At 63.9% G+C, this 24,853-nt stretch carries 14 protein-coding genes; 4 read left to right on the forward strand and 10 right to left on the reverse strand.

All coding sequences use genetic code 11. The features are described 5' to 3' along the window. Window positions 1-49: 49 nt before the first annotated feature. The 7 genes from QYC26_RS16610 to QYC26_RS16640 are packed head-to-tail and all read right to left on the reverse strand — an operon-like array spanning window position 50 to window position 15,519. A complete protein-coding gene (locus QYC26_RS16610) occupies window positions 50-1,036 on the reverse strand; it encodes a glycosyltransferase family 2 protein (RefSeq protein ID WP_317513332.1) in 987 nt (328 codons plus the stop codon). Next, window positions 1,033-7,398, reverse strand: coding sequence for a type I polyketide synthase (locus QYC26_RS16615; protein ID WP_317513333.1), 6,366 nt, complete (start codon window positions 7,396-7,398; stop codon window positions 1,033-1,035). Before QYC26_RS16615 ends, QYC26_RS16610 begins: the two co-directional genes overlap by 4 nt. Window positions 7,399-7,400: 2 nt before the next feature. Then, the gene (locus QYC26_RS16620) at window positions 7,401-11,984 is read right to left on the reverse strand and encodes a MupA/Atu3671 family FMN-dependent luciferase-like monooxygenase (RefSeq protein WP_317513334.1); all 4,584 of its coding nucleotides are present in this window, start codon (window positions 11,982-11,984) and stop codon (window positions 7,401-7,403) included. 40 nt (window positions 11,985-12,024) lie between these two features. Then, window positions 12,025-12,270 (reverse strand): hypothetical protein, encoded by a 246-nt coding sequence (locus QYC26_RS16625; protein WP_317513335.1) that lies wholly within the window; start codon window positions 12,268-12,270, stop codon window positions 12,025-12,027. 11 nt (window positions 12,271-12,281) lie between these two features. Next, window positions 12,282-13,202 carry a glycosyltransferase family 2 protein gene (locus tag QYC26_RS16630; RefSeq protein WP_317513336.1) on the reverse strand — a complete coding sequence of 307 codons (921 nt, stop codon included), beginning with the start codon at window positions 13,200-13,202 and terminating at the stop codon, window positions 12,282-12,284. After that, window positions 13,199-14,233 (reverse strand): hypothetical protein, encoded by a 1,035-nt coding sequence (locus QYC26_RS16635; protein WP_317513337.1) that lies wholly within the window; start codon window positions 14,231-14,233, stop codon window positions 13,199-13,201. The genes QYC26_RS16630 and QYC26_RS16635 overlap by 4 nt, the downstream gene beginning before the upstream one ends. Continuing rightward, on the reverse strand, window positions 14,233-15,519 hold the full coding sequence (locus QYC26_RS16640) for a glycosyltransferase family 4 protein (RefSeq protein ID WP_317513339.1): 1,287 nt from the start codon (window positions 15,517-15,519) through the stop codon (window positions 14,233-14,235). Before QYC26_RS16640 ends, QYC26_RS16635 begins: the two co-directional genes overlap by 1 nt. 311 nt (window positions 15,520-15,830) lie before the next feature. On the opposite strand from QYC26_RS16640, the gene QYC26_RS16645 reads away from it, so the two are divergent. Genes QYC26_RS16645 through QYC26_RS16655 form a run of 3 tightly spaced genes read left to right on the forward strand, consistent with a single transcriptional unit; the run spans window position 15,831 to window position 19,069 of the window. Next, complete coding sequence (locus QYC26_RS16645; RefSeq protein WP_317513340.1) at window positions 15,831-16,766, forward strand: VOC family protein; 936 nt, start codon at window positions 15,831-15,833, stop codon at window positions 16,764-16,766. Window positions 16,767-16,780: 14 nt separating this feature from the next. Then, a complete protein-coding gene (locus QYC26_RS16650) occupies window positions 16,781-17,968 on the forward strand; it encodes a flavin-dependent monooxygenase (protein WP_317513341.1) in 1,188 nt (395 codons plus the stop codon). A gap of 24 nt (window positions 17,969-17,992) precedes the next feature. Beyond that, on the forward strand, window positions 17,993-19,069 hold the full coding sequence (locus QYC26_RS16655) for a Rieske 2Fe-2S domain-containing protein (RefSeq protein WP_317513342.1): 1,077 nt from the start codon (window positions 17,993-17,995) through the stop codon (window positions 19,067-19,069). A 28-nt stretch (window positions 19,070-19,097) separates the two neighbouring features. Here QYC26_RS16655 and QYC26_RS16660 read toward each other — a convergent pair whose 3' ends face one another. Genes QYC26_RS16660 through QYC26_RS16670 form a run of 3 tightly spaced genes read right to left on the reverse strand, consistent with a single transcriptional unit; the run spans window position 19,098 to window position 22,597 of the window. Continuing rightward, window positions 19,098-20,354, reverse strand: coding sequence for an N-succinylarginine dihydrolase (locus QYC26_RS16660; protein WP_317513343.1), 1,257 nt, complete (start codon window positions 20,352-20,354; stop codon window positions 19,098-19,100). A gap of 21 nt (window positions 20,355-20,375) precedes the next feature. Continuing rightward, entirely contained in the window at window positions 20,376-21,392 is a 1,017-nt protein-coding gene (locus tag QYC26_RS16665; RefSeq protein WP_317513344.1) for an arginine N-succinyltransferase, read from the reverse strand. Further along, a complete protein-coding gene (locus tag QYC26_RS16670; protein ID WP_317513345.1) occupies window positions 21,389-22,597 on the reverse strand; it encodes a hydrolase in 1,209 nt (402 codons plus the stop codon). Before QYC26_RS16670 ends, QYC26_RS16665 begins: the two co-directional genes overlap by 4 nt. 158 nt (window positions 22,598-22,755) lie before the next feature. On the opposite strand from QYC26_RS16670, the gene QYC26_RS16675 reads away from it, so the two are divergent. Next, complete coding sequence (locus tag QYC26_RS16675) at window positions 22,756-24,849, forward strand: malate synthase G (RefSeq protein ID WP_317513346.1); 2,094 nt, start codon at window positions 22,756-22,758, stop codon at window positions 24,847-24,849. Window positions 24,850-24,853: the final 4 nt, after the last annotated feature.

Here is a 24,853-nt window from a genome sequence, read left to right on the forward strand (position 1 = left end):
ATGGGGAAGGGCGCGCTGGTGCCTATCTCGGTGATTCCGTCCGCCATGCTTACGCCGTCTTTCGCTCCGCACGGTTGAATAGCGCCGAGTGCGAAAGAAAGTCCGTCAGGCGCTCCCTTGGCTCGCGGTCGATGGGCAACCGAAAGCGGTGCCGGGCAAGCCGAAGGATATGGCCGATCGTCCAGAACAGATCCGCCGCAATGGCATAGCTGCGGCCATGGTTCTTGATGAAATAGCGGCGCCGGGATTCGAACCAGTATCCGGGCATCGCTTTCTGCGTGGGGGCTTGTCCCGTCAATCCGGTGCTTTGCCCGGCGATATGGACCACATGGGCGTCGGGTACATACCAGCAGCCCCATCCCGCGCGCGCGGCCTGCAGGCAGAAATCGGTTTCCTCGAAATAGAGGAAATAGCCATCGTCCATCTTCCCGATATCGGCGAAGACGGCACCGCGAACGACCATGCTCGCACCCGACACCCATTGTGCCCGCGATGGCTGATCGCCCATTTTTTCGAGGATGTTATAACGCGATAGCCAGCGACTGAGCGCCCTCAGCCGCGCGCCGCGTTCCAGTTCGCCCAGTAAGGAAGGGAAGCGGAAGGCATAGGGCCAGGGCGCGCCATCGGCTTCGATAAGCAGGCTGCCCGCTATCCCCGCCTCCGGATGCGCGGCCATGAAATTGGCCAGGACGGTCGCCGCGCCGGGCCGGACGATCGTGTCCGGATTGAGCAACCAGACAAGATCGTTCGGCGCGCAGTCGGTTATCAGTCGGACGATCGCTTGATTATTGCCATGCGCAAAACCGCCATTTACCGGCGAAATCACAAGCTCCACCCAATCGTGCCACCCGCTCTGGGAAATCGCAGCGGCGATGGCGGCGGCTGAACCGTCGTCAGATGCGTTGTCGACCACCATGGCGCGCAGCCCCGGTTCGCGCTGGCGCTCATCGTTCAGGCTTTCAAGGCAGCCTATCGCCAGTTGCGCGGAACGATAGTTTACGATCACCGCCGTGATCCGGGGGGCCTGCTCCTTCATTGATGAACCAATCGCGCATCCGCATCGCGTGCGTCTGTTGGCTCCTCAAGGAATGAACCGGGCAAGCTCTGGCCGAGGGCGGCGTCGATCGACGCCTGCATGGCCCTTGCGAGCACATCGACATTCGGCTCCTGCAACGCGCTGCTATGCCCGCCCGGAACCTCCACCAGTTCGACATCGTGCGCGGCGCGCTTGCCCCAACCCAGAATACAGTCGGTATATTTTTCGCGGAACGGAATATCTTCTTCCGGCCCCGTACCTTGCATCGCCCTGAAAAGCGTCACCCGCGTATCGGCGAGCAATGCCCATGGGCGATATTCGCGGTGCGCCACCTGATAGATTTGAAGGAAACCGAGAGGAGCGGTCTCGGGCTCGGTTTTCTGCCGCAGCCGTTCGACTTCATGCTCCTGCCGGCGCCGGTCGAAGCGCGATGCGATTTCATAGCGCGCCGCGCCATACGCCTTGCGCCCGAGCGTCCGGGCAAGGGCGCCTATGCCTTTGTCCTCCGGGGCACTGAACAATTCACCCACGCGCCGCAGCCGCGTTCGCGCGATGTAGAAGGGCACTTCACTGGCCTCGACATCGGCGGCATCGACAATGCCCAGAAAGGCAATATCAGCGCCGTCGTGCTGCAGCTGGCAGGCCATTTCAAAGGCGATCACACCGCCCGCACATAGCCCAGCCAGTGCATAGGGCCCCTCGGGCTGCACCGCGCGCACCGCCGCGACATAGCTTCGGGCCATGTCCTCGATCCGGGTGTGCGCGAACGCCCCATCCGGCGATTTCACCGGCGCAATCCCGTAAACCGGGTGCCCCTCGTCAAGGCGCAGTGCCAATGAACGGTATAGCAGCACCTCGCCCAGCCCATCATGAACCAGGAAGATTGGGGCTTTTCCGCCACCGGGGCGCAGCAATACGGCGCGTGGCCCATCCATGGTCGGAACGATTTCGTCAGGGCTATCAAATGCTTCTGATTGCTCCTCGGGTGCGATCAGCGCGGCCAGCGTGCTCACGGTCGGGGCCTCGATCAATGCGGTCAGCAGAACGTCGCGCCCGCTTTGCTGGCGCAGCTTGTTGATCATCTGCACGGCCAGCAGCGAATGCCCGCCAAGATCGAAGAAATTGTCGCTGCGAGAAAGGTGGGATACGCCCAGCATCTTCTCCCACAGCTCGGCGATCAAATTCTCTGTCCGGGTTCGAGGGCCATCGTCGCATTGCGCGTCAGTTGCCCGCGACGCAACAGCCTTTGCTATCGGCGCTCGCAACGCGGAAAGCTGCTCGTCGATGGGGAGGGGGCAGATGATCGCCTGAGGTCCGCAATCGGCGCGGGTGAGTGTCTCGATCATTGCCATCGCATCGTCGGTTGCGATGGACAGCGCGTCCACCGCCATGCCTCCCGGTGCATCGGCAGAGAGCGTCATTCCGTCCCGCACGCGCAGCATGGTGAAGCGTTCGATCTCCACCAGCGTTTGCCCGTGGGCATCCATGATCGTCACGTCAAAGCACGCCATCTCGCCTTGCGTGCTCGCATCGGGGCGATAGCGAATATGGCTGAATATCCGTGCTGGCAGAGGTGCGTGGATCCGCACACGACCATAGGAAGCCGGCGCATAAAAATCGGTTTCCGTCCGATACCCTGGCATCAGCCACTGTGCCCCGGCCGTCGCGAAATCCATCAAGGCCGGGTGCAGCATGAAATGCGCCAGATCATGCTCCATCTCGGTGGGCAACTGCAGTTCGATCAGCGCGCTTTGGCCATTGCGGTTGATCTGGCGAACAGTGTCCCATCGCGGGCCAAAGCGCAGGTGCGGCTGGGCTTCGGGCGGGCGGACCATGTCGGGGCATTGGCGGCGCAACTCGGCCATGTCGTGGACCGGCGCAATCGCGCCGTCCTGCACCTCGGCAAAGCCGCGGACATGGGTCGCCCAGCCCTGGCCCGGTTCCGCCTCGGTGGCCCGCCCGATGATCGCGAACTGCCACATTCCACCGCCCTGCTGGATCAGGTGCACGCGCAGATCCCGTTCTCTACCATCCTCCACCGCGAAGGGGGCAAGAAAGGCTATGTCGCGCATCTCGATGCCTTCGGCGTTGCACAGGCCGCGCATCGCCGCCCTGACAAGTTCGAGATAGCCCGTGCCGGGGATCAGCGCAGCGCCCGATGCCAGCCGATGTTCGGCCAGCAGCCAATCGCGATCGGGAGACATGCGGGCCGCAAAAACCTGCTCTCTGCTGCCACCCGACCAGACCCGGTTCAAAACGGGATGCGGATTGTCGCATGCCTGTTCGCCCTTGCCTGTGGCGATCGCACCACATCCCGGCTGGATCGTCGCAGCCATGCCGATCTCCCGCCAGCGCGGCCAGTTCACTGCAATCGTCCGGGTGCCCGTGCGGTGGCAATGGCTCTGTGCAACCGCGTCCAGAAACGCATTCGCCGCCGCATAATCGGCCTGTCCGCCAATCCCGGCAAAGGCACTGATCGAGGAAAAGAGGAAGATGAAATCCGGCGTCTCCCGCCGCAGCGCTTCCAGCAGGTTCAGCGTACCGTCCACCTTGGGGGCAAGAACGGTCGCTGCGGCCGCGTCGGTTTTCAGCTGGATCGGCCCATCGTCGAGCACCCCGGCGGTATGGAACACGCCGTCGATCTTGCCGAACCGCTTTCGGGCTTCCCGAACCGCCCGGTCGAGCGCGCTTGCATCGGTCAGATTCGTATTGAGGATCAGGATATCGGCGCCCATCGCCTCAAGGGCAGTAAGGCGCCTGATACGCACGGCCATCGGATCGTCGGGGAGCAATTCCGCCAGCAGGCGGGGCCATGTCGCTCGATCGGGCAAAGCGGTCCGGGCGATCAACGCAATCCGGGCGCCCCAATGCTGCACAAGATGCTCGGCAAGGCTGAGGCCGATCCCGCCCAGTCCGCCGGTGATCAGATAGGCGCCGCCCGGACGAAGCCCTTGCTCATCCAACGAGACAGACCTTTCTGTCGGTAGCGAATGGGGCGTAAAGCGCCGGACCCAACGCTCGGGCCCGCGAAGCGCCACCGGGGCTCCCTGCGCGGCTCCCTCCATCTCCGCGAGCAACCGGCGTGCCAGCACATCCCGATCCTGCGGCCAGTCGACATCGATCGACGTCACGTCAACATTCGCCATTTCGGCTGGAATCACGCTTGCCGGGCCAAGGATCGTTGCCTTGGTGCTCGCATAAACCGGCTCACTGGCAATGCGCTGCATGCCATCGGTCACGACCGCGATGCGCACCTCATGCTCCGGGTCGCCGTCCCCCAGCGCGCGCGCGAGGTTGAGCAGGCTGTAAAACCCATGGTCGAGGTTCGCAGCAGCCTTCCGGTTTCGCCCGCCGTCGAGCGACCAGAGGTGAAAGACATGATCGGGCGGGGAGGGCATTGCCGCAAGCAAGGTCGCATAATCCTCCGCCGAACGCGCCCTCATCTGAAAGTCGCTGCCTCTTTGCCCGAAACGCGCGCCCGGCTTTACGGTCGAAACGGTAATTCCCCGCTGGCGCAGCCCAATGGCAATCCGTTCACCAACCCCCAGCCGATCAAGAAAGATCAGCGCCGATCGCGCTTCGTTTCCAGAGGACGGCGCGAGCGCTGCGCGCTCCCATGACGGGGCATAGCAATGGAGCCCGCCCACCGGATCCGTCGGTGGCTGGCGTGTCTGTGCCGTTTGCTTGCCCGGCTCGATCCAATGTCGGTGCAGATCGAAACAATAACCGGGCAGCGATACGCGCCGCCGCTTTTCACCATCATGATATGCGGCCCAGTCCACCGGCAGGCCCGCAGCCCATATCCGGCCCAGCATGTCGGCGGCGTGCGCCACATCTCCGGCCGCATCGTCGCGGTGGGGCAATGATCCGAAAATCGGCTGGTCGGCGTGGCGGTCGGGATGCAGCCGGGCTAGGCTCTGAAGCGATCGCCCGGGGCCAACCTCGATCAGTGCGGCTTCTTCGTCCCCCAGCACCGTGCGCAGTCCGTCGTGAAAGCGCACCGTTTCGCGCAGATGGCGCACCCAATATTCGGGATCGCAGGCCTCTTGCGCCGTGATCCAGTCCCCCGAAATATTGGAGATAAAGGCGCGCGACGGCGCCCGGAACGTCACGGTTTTCAGCAACTCGCGAAATGCCGGCAAGATGCCGTCTTGAAGGTGCGAGTGCGCGGCCACCGCAACAGGAATGCGTTGCGCCGAAATCTCGCGGGCCGCCAATTCGGTTTCAAGCGTTGCGATCGCCTGTTCGCTGCCCGAAATCACCGTCATTTCGGCACCATTGACCGCGGCAATCGAAAGCTCCGCTCCAATGAATGGTCGCAACGCATCTTCCGAGGCCATGACGCTCGTCATCGCGCCGCGTGGAGAGGTTTCGAACAATTGCCCGCGCCCCGCCACCAGCTTCAACGCATCGCGCAGATCAAAAACCCCCGCCAGATGCGCGGCGGTATATTGGCCCATGCTGTGGCCGATCATCGCGCCGGGCGTGACCCCCCATGCCATCCAGAGCCGCGCCATCGCATATTGCACGGTGAACAGCGCGGGCAGCGCAATCGACGGACGCTCGAGCAAGGTCGCCGCCTGTTCGTCCGCGCCGCTCTCGGGGAAAAGGACCATGCGAACATCAGCGCGCGCGGTCGCAGGCATCAGGTCGAGGCACTCGTCCACCGCCGCGCGAAAGACCTTTTCGGCGGCGTATAGCCCGCGGGCCATCCCCGCATATTGAACGCCCGCACCGGCAAAGAGAAAGACGGGCTTTCGCTCTGATGCCATCGTGGCCCCGCGCACCGCAGGCGGGGCGCTCAGTGCCTGTGCCGCCTCGGCGTGGGTGGTGGCCGCGATGCTCCTCCGGTAGCGCAGCGCCTTGCGACCGTGATGGAGCGTGAACGCGATATCGGCCAGCTTGTCGGTCGCCTTCTCCAGATGGCTGGCGAGCGCCGCGCAATTCGCCTCCAACGCGCTTTCGCTCGCGGCGGATACCGTCAAAATCTGATGCGCGCGCGCGGGGGCCGAGGGCGTCGCTTCGGGCGCTTCTTCAAGAATGGCATGGGCATTGGTACCGCCAACGCCAAGCGAGCTGACGCCCGCGCGGCGGGGGGCTGCCCGTTGGCGTGGCCAGTTCCGCAATTGCCCATTCACGAAGAACGGCGTGCGTTCGAAATCGCAGGCGGGGTTGCCGTTTTCGAAATGGAGCGAGGGCGGAATTTCTCCCTGATGCAGCGCCATCGCCGCCTTGATCAGTCCCGCGACGCCCGCTGCCGTATCGGTATGGCCGATATTGGGTTTGACCGATCCGATCGCGCAATATCCGCGCGCGTCGCCGTTCTGGCCAAAGGCTTGGGTGAGGGCGGCGATCTCGATCGGGTCGCCCACCGGGGTGCCCGTGCCATGTGTCTCGACATAGCCGATCGATCGCGGGTCGATATCGGCAACCGACAGCGCCTCGGCGATCGCGCGGGCCTGTCCGTCGACGCTGGGGGCGAGATAGCTGACCTTGCCCACCCCGTCATTGTTGACCGCCGAGCCTTTGATAACCGCATAGACATGATCGCCGTCGTCGAGCGCATCCTGAAGCCTTCGGAGGGCGACGACGCCAACTCCGCTGCCAAACACCGTACCGGCGGCGCTGGCATCGAACGCCTTGCACCGACCATCGGGCGACAGAATTTCGCCGGGTTCATAAAGATAGCCTTGGCGGTGCGGCAATTCGATCGTCACGCCGCCGGCCAGCGCCATGTCGCTCTCGCCATTGAGCAGGCTCTGGACCGCCATATGTACCGCCACAAGCGATGTCGAACAGGCCGTCTGGACGTTGACGCTCGGTCCCGTCAGGTTGAGCAGATAGGACGCGCGGGTCGCCAGAAAATCCTTGTCGTTGCCCGTGTGCCGCAACAGGAAAAAGCCGATCTGCTCGACAAGCTCTGCATTGGTCAGCAGATTATAGGGCATATAGGCATTGTGGCCCGAGCCCGCGAAGACGCTGATCGCGCCGGGAAAATTATCGGCGACATGCCCGGCATCCTCAAGCGCCTGCCAGGCGCATTGCAGAAAGTGGCGATGCTGCGGGTCCATGATCGCCGCGTCGCGCGGGCTGAGCCCGAACAGCGCATGGTCGAAACATTCCATATCGGGCAGCGGCGCGCCCATGGGCAGATAGTTGGGCTTTTCGAACATCTGGCGCGGGACGCCAGCGGCCTGCAACTGCTTCGGATCGAACCGTTCGATGGATTCGATGCCATGCCTCAAATTGGCCCAATATTCCTGAAGGTTGCGCGCGCCGGCAAAGCGACAGGCCATGCCGATGATCGCAATGTCATTCTCGCTGGGCGCAGGCGGATTATCGAAATTCTGGGGCTGATACATTGTCATTCCCCCTTGTCGGCCATGGCGAAACGAGATTCGCGCCGACGCTGCATCGCGGCCCGGCGTCCTGTCGCGCGGTCCTCTCCGGTCCGCGCGGCAATCGGCTCGTTCGCCGCACCTCCCAGATGTGCCGAAAGCGTTCGTACCGTCGGGAAACGGAAGATATCGGTAATCGGCAGATCGCGGCCCAGTTCCGTCTTCAGCAGACTGTGCAACTGGACGGCGAGAAGCGAATGTCCGCCAATGTCGAAGAAATTGTCATTGGCGCCGATGGTGCGCGGCCCCAGCACCTGCTTCCACAGGCCAACGATCCGCTCCTCCAGCCCATTGGCGGGGGGCTGGGCGTGGTCATGCTCAGCAATGGCCGCATTGCTGAACGGCACGGCTTCGGGCGCGGGCAGCGCGGCGCGGTCGATCTTGAAGTTGGGCGTGCGCGGCATGTCATCTATCGACAGGATCGCCGATGGTTGCATGAACGCTGGTAGTTGCCTTTGCACCAGCGCCTGCATCCTTTCGATCGCCTCGGGGTTCTGGCAGGGGCTGACATAAGCAATCAAGCCGCCATTATGGGCAATCACCACCGCCTCGCGGACAGTCTCCATCGACGCGAGAAGCGCTTCGATCTCGCCCAGTTCGATCCGGTAACCGCGCAGCTTCACCTGATTGTCTCGGCGGCCGAGATAGTCGATCGTCGAACCGTCGTTTCGCAGAACCCCGATATCACCCGTGCGGTACAGCCGTTCGCCAGACACGTCCGGATCGCGCGGGAAGCGTTCTTCGGTCAGGTCCGTGCGGTGGAGATATCCCCGCGCCACGCCCATTCCGCCGATGACGATTTCACCCGGAATGCCGGGCGGAAGCGGCCGAAGGCGACTGTCCCTGATGCAAAGCCGTTGGTTCGCCAATGGTCGGCCCAACGGCACTGGCCCCAAGGCGCTGTCCAGTTCATGCGCAGAGGACCAGATCGTCGTTTCGGTCGGCCCGTACATATTGGTGACCCGGCCGGGGACGATCGTCTTTAGCGCCACCGCCATGTCCGGCGGCATAGCCTCGCCGCCGACAAGAAGGTGCTGTAACTGGCCCAGCGCGGCCCGGCTTTCGGCATCCGCCAGTAACAGCCGCACCATCGACGGCGTGCACTGGAAATGGGTGACCCCATGTCGGTGGATCAGTTCCGCCAGCGAAAGTTGATCAGCCTGCTCCGCCGCTTGCGCACGTTCCCGAAGCGCGTTCAGCCAGCCGAGATGGCCCAGCACCGTATCGGTCGGCACCCCGAAATCGATAAGGCAGGCGATTTCGTCCACTCCGGCCGCGCGGACGCGGTCGATCATCGCAAGGCAGCTCTCCGGCGTGCCGAACAGTCCGCTCGTCTCATAATAGCGATCGAACGCATATTCGAGCAGCGCGTCCATATCGCTTGCGGACAGCGCGTCCAGCCCGCCCGATGTGCTCGTCTGCGCCGCGCCGTCCGGGCGACGAAAGGCGGGGAAAGACCAGGCATGCTGCTTCAGCAAATTGGTCGCGGTGCGCAGATAGGCAATCATCGGTTCGCGCACCTGCGCGCGGACCGCGTCGGCATCGGGGCCGACAAAACTGTGCAGCATCAGCGTCACATGCCCGTCACCGTCATGGCCCGCCGCGCGCCGCTCGCTGCGATAGATCGCCAGTTTTTCAACCAGCTCATCCAGCGATTGGCCGAGCAGGTGCGTGAGGACGGACGCACCTGCCCGGCCTGCGGCGGCGAAGCTGTCGACGCTTCCGGCCGATGTGATCCAGGTGGGCAATTCGGCCCGAAGTGGACGGGGCAGGGTCCTGAATTCTACCGGCTCGCCCAGCGGTCCCGGCATCCGCACCGCTTCGCCGCGCCACAGTTGCTGAACCAGCGCGATATCGTGCACCAGCCGCTTGGAACGATCGGCATAGCTTTCGGGGCGCAGCAGGAAATCATCGGGCTGCCAGCCCGAGGCAAAGGCAATGCCGACCCGCCCGCCCGAAATATTGTCGACAACCGCCCATTCCTCGGCAACGCGCGCGGGATGGTGCAGCGGCAGGACGACGCTGCCGCCACGGATCTCGATACGATCGGTGATCGCAGCGATGGCCGCGCTGGTCACTGCGGGGTTTGGATAGAGGCCACCAAAGGCATGGAAATGGCGTTCGGGCGTCCAGATCGCCTTGAAGCCATGCGTGTCGCCAAACTTCGCGCCTTCCAGCAGCAGCCTGTATTTCTCGCTCCCGCCCGCCGCCTCATCGGCCGAGAAATAGAAGAGGCTGAAATCGAGTGGCCGAGCCGCCTCAACGGCGCCTCCCGTCAACGCATCGCTGCCCGCCAGAACCACATGGAAACCGCGCGTCAGCGTCCAGAACAATTCCAGCACCGAAATGTCGAAGCAGATGCTCGTGACCGCAAGCCAGGTGCCATTGGGCGCCAGCTTCGCGTCCATCCCGTTCAGGAAATTGCAGACGTTGCGATGTTCGATCATCACCCCCTTGGGGCGGCCCGTCGAACCCGAAGTGTAGATCACATAGGCCAGATTTTCGGGTTGCACCTCCACCACGGGCGGGGTGTCCGGATAAAGCGCAATCGCCGGCCAGTCCGCATCGGCCCGCACGATGATCGCATCGCTCGCAGGCAGCGTATCGAGCAACCGCGATTGGGTGATGATCACCTGGGCGCCGCTATCCTCCATCATATGGGCGGTGCGCGCTTGCGGATATGCGGGGTCCAGCGGAACATAGGCGCCGCCCGCCTTATGGATCGCGATCATGGCGACGATCATCATCGGATCACGGTCCATGAACACGCCGACCAGAGTGTCGGGCTTCACGCCGAGCTTCTGCAAATGATGCGCCAGCCGGTTCGCACGTTGCTCGACGTCGCGGTACGTCAGCGTTGCGGCGCCAAAGCTGATCGCCTTGTCATCAGGCGTGCGCGCCGCCTGCTCGCTGAAAAGCCGGTGCAGACACAGCAATTCGCCGGTCTGCTCAACCGCATTGAAGCGCTCGGCCAGAGCCTGTTGCCGCGCGCTCACAACCGTCAAATCGCCAATGGCGGTCGCGGGTGCGGTTCGTGCGGCGGACAGGAAGGCCGAAAAGCTCTCGTCGAGCGCAGCCATCGCATCATCGGCAATGACCGAGGCGTCGTAATGCCATGTCCAGCCCGATCCGTCATCGCGCAGCGCCAGCGCAACCTGTGTTCCTTGCGGCAAAGCGGCCTCGCCGGGACGGTCGGTCACGATCAGCGCGACCGGGAAGTGCCGGAACGGGATATCAGGGCTGCGAAGCAGCAAATCCCAGCCAAAGCCGGGCCGTGATGCAATCTCGGCCAGATGCGGCGAAAGCGCTTCGTCGAGCGCGGCCATGGGGGCACCGAAATCGACCGCGATGCTGAGCGGACGGAGCCTTACCTCCAGACCGATATTAGCGTCATGCCCTGCCGAAAAACCGACATCAACCCGGCCCTTGTCTGCGATCCGGGCGAGGAAGGCGATCGCCGTTGCCACAGGATGCGGGGCGCTCAAAGCCGTCCCGGCAATCGCGCGCGGTATGGGGGACCCTACGGTCTCGTTGGCGATCGGCAGCACAAGCGGCTCGAAGGCGTGCAGGGCCTTGCGCCAGAATTTTTCTGCTGACGCACGCTTGCTGTCCCATACGCTGCGCATATCCAGCGCCGTCGCGTCTGGCATATCGAACCGTCGCCCGACGAGATGTTGCGTGGCCTCGATTGGTTGACCATGGATGTCGGTCAGCCGCGTCAGCAATATATCGTTCGAGCCCGTCGCCACCGTGATCCCGCTGTCATGGGCGGCCGTGATCGTTCCGGGTGCGCTGGCCGAGGTGCTCGACAGGATCTGCGCTGCGCCAATGACGGCAACCGCGTCACCGAGCATGGTATTGGCGATCCCCACCGGGTTTGGGTGCGGGCCGAAATCCAGCGCACGGATGAGCGCGTCGATCTGTTCGGCGCTATCTGCCCAGGTCAGGGCGCAGGCTCCTAGCGGCCGGTCCTTGCGTCGAAATATGCGGCAAGGGGGCTGCCCCGCCTGTAGAACCGGTGGCGGTGTCTGGCCGTCAAGTCGTGCCAGCAAGCCGCCAAAAGCCGCCTGCGCAGCCGAGAAGCATTTTACATTGAGCGAAAATGCCGTCTCGCCCGGATCGATGTCGAAATCCGCGCGCGCCAGAATATCGCCCGCATCTACCGCTTCGGTCATCCGGTGCCAGCGGATGCCATATGCTGTTTCGCCATTCAGAAGCGCCCATACCGGAGCATGCACGCCGGCATAATCGGGCAGGGGGCCATCATGGAAATTGATCGCCGCCACGCGCGGAAAGGCCAATAACGAAGCGGGCAGCAGCGAGAGGTTGGTGATGCTGAACAGATAGGCGACGTCGCCGATTGTGGCGCCGTGCAACGCCTCGGGCGTATCCAACGCAACAATGCCCTTGCTCCGCGCCCAGCTGCGATTGGCATCGTTGCTGCTCACCACGGCGGCAATGTTGTGGCCATGGTGCAGGATCATCTCGCCGCAATGGGTAAGAAGGCTCTCGTCGCCGATCAGGACGCAGCGCCAATTGCTGCCATTCATCGCACATCCCCCACGATAATTCTCTTGCGAACTGCCCGGCTCAGGACAGCACCACTTTCACCGGCGCCCGCCGCCGCGAAAGCCCGACGACCAGCGCGGCGCACGCGATCAGCGCGGCATAGGTGCGGTCATCGGATGGTGCTGTTCGCGGAATCTCGGTGCTCATCAGTGTCAACGAAAATGGATCGCCCGCTGCGCATGGAGGGGGGGCAATCCCTGCGATCGATGCGGCTTCCAGCCCAAGCAACAGGGCAAGGAAAAAGATGATCGTTCTGCCTCTTTTCATCTCGGCCTCTCTCATTTGTACTCGATAAGCGACATTTTCTTGTTTTTTATCTTGGACATCAGGAAATCGATCTGGCCCAGGCTGTGCGGGATCTTCCCGATCGTCATATAGTTCGCAGCCAGTCGCCCACGGCGCATTGCGATGCGCAGCCACAGGACCGGCCAGAGCAGCCAGGCGGGGGGCAGGGACCAGAAAAGGTTGCTGCACGCCTCACGGATCAATTGGGGTTCGTGCCGCCCGCGAAGAGCCAGTGCTTCGGCGGTGGCAAAACCGCTTCGCCTGTTGCGCTGCCACCATTGCCCGAAGCGCTCCATCGCGGCGTCATGCTCGGTCATGTCCGCAGCGATCCGGCAAATCTTCCAGCCCTGCGCGCGCATGCGGAAGCACAGGTCCGGTTCTTCGCCCGCGATCAGCCAGGGACGGAATCCGCCAACCGCGTTGAAGGCCGCAACCCGCACCAGCGCGTCCCCCCCGCAGGTGGGCGTTTCGCCGCAGGGCGTGTTCCATTCCTGATCGCACAGTTGGTTATAGGGGCTGGCCTGGGGGCGCCATTCCCGCCTGCGCCCGCACACCGCCGCTAGGTCTGCGCTGCGCTGCATCACCGAAAGCGCGGTGGCTGGCCAATGCTCGGCAAGGCTGCAGTCCCCATCGATAAACTGGATGAACGCGGCGTCGGGCAATATCGTACCCAGTTTTTCCGCACCGGCATTACGCGCCCGGGCAGCGGTAAACGGCTCATCGTCGGACAATGATATCACCTCGACACCCGCCTGTGCTGCCCGAACGAGGCTGTCGTCGGCGGAGCCGGAATCGACGTAGACGATGGCGTCATAGCGCCCGACAACGCTGGCGAGGCAACGGCTGAGCCGTTCGCCTTCATTGCGCCCGATCACCACGCAGCCGATCAGCGGATGGGGCGATTGCACGGTCATTGCGGCACCAAATCGGAAAGCGGACTTGTGTTGTCTGGCCGATACACCAGCCCCGGAAACACCATCCGCAAAGGGAGCAGATCGCGGCCCCACCGTATCCAGACCGCCCAGAGGCCGAGCAACAACCACAACTGCGCGCCGGCAAAAAGCATTGCGGGGGCAGCATCGTCGGTAATCATGGCTGCGCCGGCGAAAACACCCAACCCGATCGCCGAGAGCCCCAGTGCCGAGCGGATAGAGGGCATGAGGTGGCGGGGCATCGGGATGTGGCGCAGCGCGGGCGTGACGGCACCTGCCATCTGTCCACGCGCTCTGGCGCGATCATGCTCGACAAAGGCCGCATCGCGCTCGCAGCGGAGCGCATGCCGCGTCAGGCCTTCGGCCCCCAGCGGCATGCGATCGAAGACAGCCCATGGCAGCGCGACGGGCCCCTCGGCCGGTGCCGCGATACCGGCAAGACGCTGCAACCCGGTCTGAAGGATCTGGCGGTGCATCAGGCAGGAAAATGCCGCCACGCGCGTCTGCGGCCCGGCGGCGTGGTCCGGCACGCACAGCAACGGCGCTAGGGTGGCGCACCCGTTGATCGCGGCGGCGGCGGCGAGTTGCTGAATCGCTCCCGGAAATGGAACCTGCCCGGCTTCCATCAGGACAATCAGTTGGGGCGGGGCGGGCTGCAATATCGTTCGCCCGAACTGCCAGCCATCCGCCTTGTCGGCGTGCCGGAAATCCTGTCGTGCCACGACGGTAGCGCCCGCCACTTGTGCTATGGTCGCGGTATCGTCGGTGCAATTGTCCGCTATCACCAGCAACTGATCGCAGGGGCGAAGCTGTGCCCGCGCCGCACGGATAGTGGCGGCGATATGGCCCTGTGCATTGCGGGCGCGCATGATCAGCACAAAGGGGGACGCCGGCGGATGCTGCCCGCGCGCTTTCCGCTGCGTGGTCAGCGCCATCACGCATTCGAGCCCAAGCACCATCGCCGGAAGGCTGAGGAGGATCGCAAGGACCCAATGTCCGAGCGCGACGATCATCAGACGAGCGGACGCAGCAGCGCCGCGAGGGTGGAGGTGTTGCGATCCACATTATGGCTGCGGATCACGCGTTCACGCCCGATCGCGCCCATCTGGGCAAGGCGCGGGGGAGAAGCGGTCAGGATTTCCTCGATCGCCTGCGCCAGCGCTGCATCCGAGCCCGCGGCGACCAGGCAACCACAGGCCTCATCAACCAGTTCGGGAATACCCGCGATGCAGGTGGTGACGACCGGCCGGCCCAGCGCGAGCGCTTCCATCAGCACCACGGGCAGCCCTTCGGCAAGGCTGGGAAGCACCATCGCGCGCGCCGCCAATATTTCCTTGCGGACATCGTCGACGCCGCGCCAACCCAACAGCACGACATGCTGCTCCAGGCCGAGCGTCCGGATATCCTTTTCCAGTTCGGCCCGCAGTTCGCCGTCGCCGATGATACGGACCGTGAACTCATGGTCGTGCGCCAGCCGTGCGACCGCGCGGAGCAGCAGGTTCAGCCCCTTTTGCGCACTCAGCCGGGCGATGCACACCAGCGTGTTGGACCATATCCCGACATTGGCTTGGTCATTGGCCGAAGATTGGAGCAGCCGCTGGTCGACGCCGCAGCGGATCACCTTGATCTTCCGCCAGTCCTCGGGGTCGGACCAGCGCATCAGCTGCGCCAGCCCGAAATTGGATATCGCGACCACGAAGCTCGCGGACGCCACCTTTTCGCGGATGTGGAGTGCCTTGGGCGCGTCGAACTCGTCCGGCCCGTGCAGCGTCACGCTGAAGGTGATCGCGGCGAGCTGATGCGCCAGCATCGCAACCGTTGCCGGATTGGTGCCGAAATGGACATGCACATGCCGCAGGCCATGGGCTGCGAGCAGGCGCACCAGAAAACACGCTTCGACCAGATAGACCATCGATTTGAAAAGGCCCGCCTCGCTCCGCACTCCTGTGGTCGCGGCAAAGGCGCAGGCCTTGAGGAAGCGGATGGGGCGGCGGATCGCCTGGGCAAGCGTCGCGGTCAGGAAGGGCAACCAGCGCCCGTTGAGCATGGTGACCGTGCGGTCGGCTTCGGCGCGGTCCTCCGCTTCGGGCAGGTTGGCATCGCCCGGGCGGATCGAGATGCGCAGGATTTCAAAACCCTGTTGCTCAAGCGCGCGGATCTCGCGCCGGATGAAGCTGTGGCTCACCTTGGGATAGGCATTGGTGAGATAGGCGACGCGCGCGGGCATTCCGATCATCACCTGATCCGGCATGAAAGTGCGGGTTTCCGATGCACTGTTGGTGCATGTGGAGGCCTGCATGGCTATTTCCGGGCGAAGGGCGAAAGCTGGTGCATGCGCCTATCAGACGCCTGCGCGGCCGACCGCGCCATTCCAGAGATCAACCACGTCCGTCTACTCAGTACGGATTGGGTGCCCGAAACTACCCACTGTCTTGTCAGGTGTGGGTTGTCCCGCATTACGCAAAGAGGGGTTTATCAGTTGAATATATCGTGAAATGCGTTTCTTCGATTTGATTATGTGCGCAAAGCATCTCTAATTTGATCTGGATCAAGGTTTTCGGTGATCGGTGGCGGCATGTTTCCCTCACAAGGATCGAGGGAGAGCGAACCGTGCAGATCACCGCACTGGCCTATGTAGTCGTCCATGCCGCCGCGCCAGAGAGCTGGGTCCGCTATGGCGAAGACGTTCTGGGCATGAAGGCCGCGCGCCTCGGCGATGATGTCGCGCTCAAGATGGATGAACGCGCCGGCCGCATCTTTGTGCAGCGCGCGGCCGCCGATCGCTACGCCGCCAGCGGGTGGGAAGTCGCCAACAAGCCCGCCTTCCAGGCCGCCATCGCCGAACTGGTCGCCGCCGGTGTTGAAATTTTTCCGGGAACCCCTGCCGAAATCGCGCTGCGGCATGTGGCGGACATGGTCTGGTTTCTCGATCCGTCGAACAACCGCCACGAAATTTGCTGGGGCTATGTCAGCGACTTTGCGCGCTTCGTTTCGCCCGAGGGGGTAGAGGGCTTCGTCACCGGCGAACTCGGCCTTGGCCATATGGTTTTGCCGGCGCCCGCCTTCGAGGAAACCCGTGCCTTCATGCACGATGTGCTGGGCTTCGGCCTGTCGGATATCATGGTGCACCGTCCCGAGGGCCAGTCCGCGCAGCGCATCGATTTCATGCACTGTGGCAATGGCCGTCATCACAGCCTTGCGCTGTTCGAGGGCGATGTGCCGTCGGGTTGCGTCCATCTGATGGTCGAGGCCGCCACCATCGACGAAATCGGCCGCGCGATGGACCGCGCCGCCCGGCACAAGGTCCCCCTGATGGCCACGCTGGGGCGTCATGTGAACGATCACATGATTTCCTTCTACATCCAGTCACCCGGCGGTTTTGCCATTGAATATGGCTATGGCGGCCGCGTGATCGACTGGGATCGCCACACCGTTTTCGAAACCACCGCCGCCAGCCTCTGGGGGCATGACTTCTCGGTCGGTTTCGGCGCTGCGGACGCTTCCGCGCCCGCCGCCGAGCCCGAACTCGCCACCACTGAAATCTGAAAAGGAGACGCGCTATGAAAGCTTCTGCAGCAACCCTTGTCCAAAGCAGCGATCTCGTCGCCCGGGCCCGCGCGCTTGTTCCGGTCTTGCGCGAACGCGCCGAACAGGCCGCCACGCTCTGCCGTGTGCCCGATGAAACGATCCGCGATTTTCAGGACGCCGGCCTTTTCCGCATCCTCCAGCCCAGGCAATATGGCGGTTACGAACTCGATCCCGAAACCTTCTATGCGGTCCAGACCACGCTTGCTGAAGGGTGCATGTCCTCGGCATGGGTCTTCGGTGTCGTCGCGGTCCATAACTGGCAGCTCGCCTTGTTCGATGCGCAGGCGCAGGCCGATGTCTGGGGCGAGCGCGACGACACGCTGATCGCGTCGTCCTACATGCCCAAGGCCGAAGTTACGCCCGTTGATGGCGGCTATCGGATCAGCGGGCGCTGGAATTTCTCGAGCGGCGTCGATCACTGCGAATGGGTCTTTCTCGGTGGTCTCGTGCCCAGCCCCGATGGCCCGCCCGATTATCGCACCTTCCTCGTGCCCCGTGCCGATTTCGAGGTGATCCGCGTTTGGGACACGCTCGGCCTGCGTGGCACCGGCAGCCATGACGTCGTGGTGAAGGATGCCTTTGTGCCCGCCTATCGCTCGCACCGCTCGAAGGACGGTTTCGCCACCACCAGCCCCGGCCTCAAGGTCAACGACGCGCCGCTCTACAAGCTGCCCTTCGGCCAGATCTTCGTCCGCGCGGTGTCGTCCTCGGCGATCGGCGCACTACAGGGCGCGCTCGATACCTTCCTCGAAATGGGCGCGCGCCGGGTGAGCGCCAATGATTTCTCCAAGACGTCCGATGATCCGGATACCCGGATGACGGTTGCCCGCACGGCCGCCGCGATCGACGAGATGAAGCTGGTGCTCTCGCGCAATTTCGCGGTCCTGATGGATCAGGCGCGTGCCGGCCAGCCCTTCGATCTCGATCAGCGGTTGCGCTTCCGCTTCCAGTCGGCCGAGGTGCTCGATCGCTGCGCGGAACTGATCACGCGGATCTTCTATCTCAGCGGCGCACAGGGCGTGATCCGCAGCAACCCCGTCGCCCGCACCTTTGCCGACATCCATACCGGGCGCACGCATATCGCCAACAACCCCGACAAGGTCGGCCGCAATGTCGGCGGTGTCATGCTCGGCGCGGCAAATACCGACACGTTCATCTGAGCCAGCGAAACAAGGAGAGGGACTATGGCAACAACGGCTGAATATGGTCTGGGCGAACACACCTTCCCGCGGGGCTGGTTCATGATCGCCGACAGCAACGAACTGGGCGAGGCGCCGCTGGCGCTTCGCTTCTTCGGGCGCGAATTCGTCGCCTATCGCGGCAAGGACAGCGGCAAGGTCTTCCTCGTCGATGCTTACTGCCCGCACATGCGCGTCCATCTGGCGAAGAACACGACCTCCTATATCGTGCGCGACGGCAACCAGATCGAAGGGGATTCGATCCGCTGCCCCGGTCATGGCTGGCGCTTCAACCCGCAAGGCCAGTGCGACGATATTCCCTATTCCACCCACGCCATCCCCAAGGCCGCGTGCATCAAGACCTTCCCGGTGATCGAACGCGCGGGCTGCATCTGGATGTGGCACGATGCAGAGGGCGGGGCGCCCGATTACGATCTGCCCGCCTTCGCCGAATGGGATATGCCGGGCTGGGCACGCTGGCGGATCGATCATCTCGGCACGCTGCCGGTCCATCCGCAGGAAATCGTCGACAACATGACCGACTATGCCCATTTCGTGCCGGTGCATGGCAGTCTCGATATCGAATATTTCGCCAATGAATTCGAAGGCCATATCATCCGGCAGTTTTTCCGGGCAGGCCACCGGACGCTGGTGAGCGAGGCGGGGACGCTCGAAACCGATACCTGGTACACCGGCCCCGGCATCCTCCAGTCGCGCATGGGCGGCCAGTTTCCGGCCCTCATGATGATCTGCCACACCCCGGTCGAAGACGGCGTGGTGAAGGTCTGGCACGCGGTGATGGTCAAGGTCGCCGACGACAGCGTCGACGAAACCGGGCTCGAAATCGCGCGCGGTTATCAGGATACCGCGCTCGCCGCCTTCGCGCAGGATTTCGAGCTGTGGCAGAACAAGGAACCGGCCATCAGCGTGCTGCAGGTGCTCGATGACGGGCCGTTCCACAAGGAACGCATCTGGTATCGTCAGTTCTACAACCCGCGTACCCGCGCCGGTGACTTTCACAAGCGCGTGAATGGCATGCACGTCACGGTGGACAGGCGGGCATCGGCGATCGCCGCCGAATAACGGCGATCACCCTGTAAAGCGGCAGGTTCTAGCGCTGGGCCAGCGTATTCAGGTCCAGCATCTCCAACAGGGCCTGCCGCGCCGCCCGGATCTGTCTGATCAGCTCCGGGTTGCCGATGTCGGCGGCGCCGATCTGCTCCGGCCAGTGTGCCTCCACCAGTGCTTCGAGCTGCGCGATCTTCCGCCCATCGAGAAGAAAGCGCGGGTCGACCAGCGCTGGATCGCACACGACCCGTAGACGGAGACAGGCGGGGCCGCCGCCATTGGCCATCGACTGGCGAACATCCACCACTTCGAGCCGGCGGATCGGGCCATTGCCCGCCACATGCGCCTCCAGCCAGCGCCACACCGCGGGCGTCTCGCGCGCTTCGCTGGGCAGGATCAGCGCCATGTCGCCCATGGGCAACGTAACCAGCTGGGCGTTGAACAGATAGGATCGGATGGCGTCCTCAAGGCTCACCGCCGCCGCCGGAACCTCGACGATCTCGATCTCGGGCAGCTTCCGCCGCAATTCGGCATACACCGCCTCGCGGTCGGCAAAGGCCAGCTCGTGGGTGAACAGCACATGCTCGTTCGCCACCGCAACAACATCGTTGTGGAACGCGCCCGCCGCGATCGCCGCGTCGGATTGGCGAACGAACATTGTCCGCTCCGGGGGCAGCCCGTGGCGCCGGGCCACCGCGCGCGAGGCTTCCACATGCTGGCGGGCAGGGAAGGGGCCACCGCTTTCGCCGTAAACGAAAACCTCGATCGCGGGCGCACCGTGATCGCGGCACAGGCGCATATGGTTGGCGGCACCCTCATCGCCAAAGGGGGCGGGAACCGGCGCATGGACGGCGAAGGCGTCATGCGCAAAGGCCAGTTGCAGCTGCGCCAGCGTTCCCGGCCATTCATGGCTGCGATGGGGCATGGTCACGAGGTTGGCGACCGTCAGGTGACAGCGGCCATCGGCGCTGTCGGGGGCGGGGGATATCGTCGCGGCATTGGCCGCCCACATCGCCGACGCCGAAAGCGCGCACGCCTGCAGATGCGGTTCGGCTTCGGCATAACGCGTGCCCAATTCGCCAAGCCAGGCTTCGTCCGGCCGATCATGCGGCAAGAGTAGCCCCTGCGTCAGCCCCAGCGCGATATTGGCGCGCATCTTGGCCAGCCCCTGCAGCGCGGCGGCGCGCGGTTGTGATACCGCGCCCGCATTGCGCGCCGAGGCCAGATTGCCCAGGCTCAGCCCCGCATAATTATGGCTCGGGCCGATCAGCCCGTCGAAATTGATCTCAACAACCGACATCGAACACTCCGGAAATTCTGCTCACCAGCGGGCAACATGCGAAATCCGGTCGCCTATCCCGATCTCCAGCAGCGCAGCGCCCTCGGGATCGATGACCACGCCGCCCTCGCGTTTCTCGACGATGGCATAGGCCGCCTTGAAATCGCTCAGCCGGCCATGCGCGCACAGCGCCTTTTCGCCCGCATTGGGCTCGACCGCGACGATGGTCGCGTCGCAGGCGTCGCGGATCGAACGGACATCGTCGGTCTTGGCCGTCATCGTCGGGCCGCCGTCGAAAATGTCGATATAGCTGGTAAAGGCAAACCCTTCATTTTCCAGCATCCGCATCGCTGCGCGGCCGCTGGGGTGCGGCACGCCGATCACCGCGCGCGCGGTTTCGGGCAGCATCGCGATATAGATCGGGTGCTTGGGCATCAGATCGGCGATGAACTGGTTGCCGTGGATCGCGTTGAACTGGTCCGCATCCTGAAAGTTCATCCCGAAGAAACGGCCCGCCAGCCCGTCCCAGAAAGGCGATCCCCCGGCCTCGTCGATCACTCCGCGCAACTCCGCCAGGATCGTGTCGGCAAAGCGTGCGCGGTGGTTGCGGATGAAAAGATAACGGCTGCGCGCGATCAACAGGCCAAGACCGCCCGCGCGCTCGCCTGGGTGGAGGAACAGCCCGCCCACCTCGCTCGATCCTTCCAGATCGGTGGACAGGCTCAGCATGTCCGCCCGAAACGTCCGGTCCAGTTCCTGGCTATGCTGGGTCAGCGTGCCGATGCGATAGGAATAAAAGGGCCATTTTTGCCCAACCTGCGAGAATATCTGGCAAGTGCCGCGCACATCGCCGGTGTCCATATTTTCGAGCACGAGCACGAACAATTCGTCGGACAACGTATCCGCCTCGCGGGAAAAAGCCTGTTCGGATCGGGACAGCTTGGCCGTCAGCGATTTTCGGTCGGGCGGCAGGTTGGTAAAGCCGCCCCCGGTCAGTTTCGCCATTTCATACAGATGCTGAAGGTCGGTCCGTCGGGCGGCCCTTATCCGAAAGCTCAAGCAACTCCCCTTTCGATGATGCGTGCAATGGTTAGGGCGGAAAGCGCCGCGCGTTCGGGCAGCGAATCGGTGATCAGAAATTCGTCGGCCGAATGGATCGCGCCGCCGCGCACCCCCATGGTGTCGACCACGGGAACGCCGCAGGCCGCGATATTGTTGCCGTCGCACACCCCGCCGGTCGCCTTCCAGCCGATCTCGATGCCCAGATCGCGCCCGCTCTGCTTCACCAGCCCGAACAGTTTTTCGGCCACTGCGTCGAGCGGCTTGGGCGGGCGGCCGAAGCCGCCGTGAACATGGATGGATACGTCGTGCTCGGCCGCCACGGCTGCGGTCACCGCGTCGATCATCGCGCGTGCCCGGTCCTCATCTTGGGGGGTGAGCGGGCGGAAATTCACGCGCAGGATCGCATGGTCGGGCACCACATTGTTCGGCCCGCCGCCATCGATCTTGGCCGGGTTCACCGAAAGGCCGGCACCGCCGCCGCGTTTGAGGCGTAGCGCAATGTCGGCGGCGGCCACCAGCGCGTTGCGGCCTTCATCGGGGTTGCGCCCGGCATGGGCGCTCCGTCCGCGCACGATGATCGAAAAATTCCCGCTGCCTGCCCGTGCCCCCGCCAGCGTGCCGTCGGGGAGTGCGGGTTCATAGGTAAGCGCCGCGAGCTTGCCGCGCGCCGCACCCGCGATCAGCGGGGCAGAGGAGGGGGAGCCCACCTCCTCATCGGAATTGATCAGCACCTCATAGCCGAAACGGGGCGCAAGCGGCGACGCCTCGAGCGCGCGGAGCGCCGCCAGCATCACTGCGATCCCGCCCTTCATGTCGGCGGTGCCCGGCCCGTTGAGCACGCCGGGCTCCAGCCAGGCAGAGGTTTGGAAGGGGTGGTCGCTTCCGAAAACCGTGTCCATATGGCCGGTGAACAGCATCTGCACGGGCGCCTCGGGCCGGACAGACAGCAGCATATGCTGGCCATGCTCGGTTCCGGTCAGCGTTCCGTCCGGCGCAACGCTTTCTATCGGCGGTTGACGGATCAGCTTCAGCACGCCGGGAAGCGTCGAAAACGCATCCGCCAGCATCCCGGCCATCGTCGACAGCCCCTGCAAATTGCGGGAACCGCTGTTCACCGCCGCCCATTGTTCCACCTGCGCAAGCATCGGCGCGCCCTTTGCGGCGTCGACAATGGCCTGCTCGGTGCTATCCAGCATCCTCATCGTTTCATTTGTAACCAGCCTTTGGGCCGGGGTGAAGGGCGTGATTGCATCAAAAGCGTCACTGGGGCATAGCGTTGGCGAATCCTCTCCCCAGGAAGCCATGCGGAAACGCAATCGTACCTGTCGGGTCGTGCCCGGCGGGCAGGAAGGGATGAGAAATGACTGATTATGTCGCGTTTGGGCAGATCCGTATCGATCGGCGGCTTCACGACTTCATCGAACAGCGCGCGCTGCCCGGTACGGGCGTCGATCCAAACGCATTCTGGCAGGGCGTGGACGCGATTCTTGGCCGCTTCGCCCCGGAAAACCGCGCCCTTCTCGAAAAGCGCGATCACCTTCAGGCACAGCTTGATGCCTGGCACGTCGAACGGCGCGGCACGCCGATCGACCCCACGGCCTACCGCGCCTTTCTCGATGAAATCGGCTATCTCGTCCCCGAACCCGCGCCCTTTTCGGTCGGAACGCAGAATGTCGATGCCGAAATCGCGACCATGGCGGGGCCGCAGCTCGTCGTCCCCGCGCTCAACGATCGCTTCGTCCTCAATGCCGCCAATGCGCGCTGGGGCAGCCTGTACGACGCCTATTACGGCACCGATGCGCTCCCCGGCGCGGCAAAGCCCGGCGGCTATGATGCCGAACGCGGGGCCCAGGTCGTCACCGCCGTCCGCGCCTTTCTGGATCAGGCCGTTCCGCTCGCCGGCAAAAGCTGGTCGGACGTCACCGACGTTGCCGCCGAAACGCCGTGGATCGCGCGGCAGGGCGATGGTAATTTCCTGTTCAACAACAACGGTCTTCATATCGAAGTTCATGTTAATCGTGAGCATCCGGTCGGCCGCATGGACACAGCCGGTATCGCCGATGTCGTGCTCGAAGCGGCGCTGACGACGATCGTCGATCTCGAGGATTCGGTCGCCGCCGTTGATGCGGAGGACAAGGTTGCCGCCTATGCCAATTGGCTCGGCCTGATGCGCGGCGATCTGGAAGCCAGTTTTGAAAAGGGCGGGCGTACCCTGACGCGTACCCTCGCGGGGGACCGGGAATGGACCGGCCGGGATGGTGCCGCGATGACGCTTCATGGCCGCAGCCTGCTCTTCGTGCGCAATGTCGGCCATCTGATGACCAACCCGGCGGTCTTGCTGGCGGACGGTGCTGAGGCGCCCGAAGGCGTGCTCGATGCGGTCTTCACATCGCTCATCGCGCTCTATGACCTGAAGGGACTGGGGCGGCACCGCAACAGCCGCACCGGCTCGATCTATATCGTCAAGCCCAAGATGCACGGGCCCGAAGAAGCGGGCTTCACCAACCGCCTGTTCGATGCGGTCGAGGATCTGCTCGGGCTCGCGCGGTACACGATCAAGGTTGGCGTGATGGACGAGGAACGTCGTACCTCGGCCAATCTGGCCGCCTGCATCCATGCGGTGCGCGATCGTATCGCCTTCATCAACACCGGCTTTCTCGATCGCACCGGCGACGAAATCCATAGCTCGATGCAGGCCGGCGCGATGGTCCGCAAGGCGGACATGAAGGCCGCCGACTGGATTTCGGCCTATGAGGATCGCAACGTCCGCATCGGGCTCAATTGCGGGCTTTCGGGCAAGGCGCAGATCGGCAAGGGGATGTGGGCCGCGCCCGATATGATGGCCGACATGCTCGTCCAGAAGATCGGCCATCCGCGTTCGGGGGCGAACACCGCCTGGGTGCCGAGCCCGACGGCGGCGACGCTCCACGCCACCCATTATCACGCGGTCGACGTCTTCGCCCGGCAGCGCGAGATTGCGGGGGAGGCGGTTCCCGCGCTTGAACGGCTCCTCACCATCCCGCTCGCCCAGGGCGCCAACTGGTCCGAAGACGATATCCGGAACGAGCTCGACAATAATGCCCAGGGCATTCTCGGCTATGTTGTTCGCTGGATCGATCAGGGCATCGGCTGCTCCAAGGTGCCCGACATCAACGATATCGGGTTGATGGAAGATCGCGCGACGCTACGCATTTCTTCGCAGCATCTCGCCAACTGGCTGCTCCGCGGTATCTGCACGCCCGCACAGGTCGATGCCGCGCTTTTGCGGATGGCTGCGAAAGTGGATGCCCAAAATGCCGGCGATCCGCTATATCGCCCGATGGCGGCCGATCCGGATGGCAGCATTGCGTTCCGGGCGGCCCGCGCGCTCGTGTTCGAGGGCGTGGATCAGCCCAATGGCTATACCGAGCCGTTGCTCCACAAATTCAGGCAAGAAGCCAAGAAAACGGATTGATTGA

The sequence above is a fragment of the Sphingomonas sp. C3-2 genome (assembly GCF_033025475.1).
Taxonomy (GTDB): domain Bacteria; phylum Pseudomonadota; class Alphaproteobacteria; order Sphingomonadales; family Sphingomonadaceae; genus Sphingobium_A.

Coding starts and splice junctions, on each gene's coding strand:
- QYC26_RS16610 (WP_317513332.1), bottom strand. CDS start 1,036: ATGAAGGAGCAGGCCCCCCGGATCACGGCGGTGATCGTAAACTATCGT.
- QYC26_RS16615 (WP_317513333.1), bottom strand. CDS start 7,398: ATGTATCAGCCCCAGAATTTCGATAATCCGCCTGCGCCCAGCGAGAAT.
- QYC26_RS16620 (WP_317513334.1), bottom strand. CDS start 11,984: ATGAATGGCAGCAATTGGCGCTGCGTCCTGATCGGCGACGAGAGCCTT.
- QYC26_RS16625 (WP_317513335.1), bottom strand. CDS start 12,270: ATGAAAAGAGGCAGAACGATCATCTTTTTCCTTGCCCTGTTGCTTGGG.
- QYC26_RS16630 (WP_317513336.1), bottom strand. CDS start 13,202: ATGACCGTGCAATCGCCCCATCCGCTGATCGGCTGCGTGGTGATCGGG.
- QYC26_RS16635 (WP_317513337.1), bottom strand. CDS start 14,233: ATGATCGTCGCGCTCGGACATTGGGTCCTTGCGATCCTCCTCAGCCTT.
- QYC26_RS16640 (WP_317513339.1), bottom strand. CDS start 15,519: ATGCAGGCCTCCACATGCACCAACAGTGCATCGGAAACCCGCACTTTC.
- QYC26_RS16650 (WP_317513341.1), top strand. CDS start 16,781: ATGAAAGCTTCTGCAGCAACCCTTGTCCAAAGCAGCGATCTCGTCGCC.
- QYC26_RS16655 (WP_317513342.1), top strand. CDS start 17,993: ATGGCAACAACGGCTGAATATGGTCTGGGCGAACACACCTTCCCGCGG.
- QYC26_RS16660 (WP_317513343.1), bottom strand. CDS start 20,354: ATGTCGGTTGTTGAGATCAATTTCGACGGGCTGATCGGCCCGAGCCAT.
- QYC26_RS16670 (WP_317513345.1), bottom strand. CDS start 22,597: ATGAGGATGCTGGATAGCACCGAGCAGGCCATTGTCGACGCCGCAAAG.
- QYC26_RS16675 (WP_317513346.1), top strand. CDS start 22,756: ATGACTGATTATGTCGCGTTTGGGCAGATCCGTATCGATCGGCGGCTT.